Annotated in this window: 2 protein-coding genes; both read left to right on the top strand. The window is 65.2% G+C overall.

The window, feature by feature from the left end:
* Positions 1-21: 21 nt before the first annotated feature.
* The gene (locus JNK74_28150; GenBank protein ID MBL7650062.1) at positions 22-492 is read left to right on the top strand and encodes a hypothetical protein; all 471 of its coding nucleotides are present in this window, start codon (positions 22-24) and stop codon (positions 490-492) included.
* A gap of 35 nt (positions 493-527) precedes the next feature.
* A partial coding sequence (locus JNK74_28145) for a hypothetical protein (protein ID MBL7650061.1) occupies positions 528-997 on the top strand: 470 nt, incomplete at its 3' end.

Raw genomic sequence — 997 nt, 5'->3', positions numbered from 1 at the left:
CTTGCCTTGGTGGGGCCCGGCATCGGGTTTGCCCAAGAGGCGCAGATCCCCGCAGAACAGCCGGTGAAGAAGCCGGTTTACATTTTCGTCCAGAGCGCGAAGAGCGCAACCTACGACAACGGCAGACTCACGCTCAAAGGGGTGGGTGCTACGACCTTGTTTTTCGCCGACCGCCCGGAGCGCGTGACCGGGCATATGTCGACGCGGGCGTTCGTCCCGTTCTGGAAGGATGGCAAGGAGAGCTTCCTGGCGGATGCGCCACATGCGACGTTGTCGTTCCTGGGACAGGGCGACGCCGTGGACCTGGTCATGGAGCTGCGCGATCCGGTGTTGAAAGGCGATGACCTCACCTACGGCGCCACCATCCTGCAAGGCGACGTGCCGGCGAAAGGGGGGGTGGTTTCGCTCTTCATCGACCTCGTCGGCGTGCCGCCACAGTTGTTGGCGAACGGGGCGGAACGTCGCACATGGCGTCGCCGCGGGTATTATTGAGGGAAGAGGGAAGAGGGAAGAGGGAAGAGCAGAACATGGTCCAACGACAAGTCATTCGCCCGGGCGCTGCGCTTGCCCTCTGGGCCGCGATCATCCTCATGGGCGCCTCGTCTTGCGCGCACCGGCAGGGGGCCACGCCGCCGCCCGGACTGGAATCCCTGCCCGCCCCGGGCGCTCCATCTGCCGCAGTGGCCGGCACTCCCGCCCAGCCGACGCAGCCATCTCCCGACCCCTGGCCCCGACCCTTGACGTTGAGCAACGCGAACGTGCTCGCCTATCAGCCGCAGATCACGAGCTGGGACGGCAACGTGATCAAGTTCCGCTCCGCCATCGCGCTCAAAGCGACCGGCGCGAAGACGGAGACCTTCGGCGTGGTCTGGGCGCAGGCCCGCACGCAGGTCGATCGGGTCGACCGCATGGTCGTGTTCGAAGACTTGAAGATCACCAAGAGCAGTTTCACGACCCTGCCTTTCAAGGGCGCACAGTACGTGCAGGAGCTCCAGCA

Source organism: Candidatus Hydrogenedentota bacterium (assembly GCA_016791475.1).
Classification (GTDB): Bacteria; Hydrogenedentota; Hydrogenedentia; order Hydrogenedentales; family JAEUWI01; genus JAEUWI01.
Note: the sequence above shows the minus strand (reverse complement) of the source record. Positions and strands in the feature narration are given on the sequence as shown.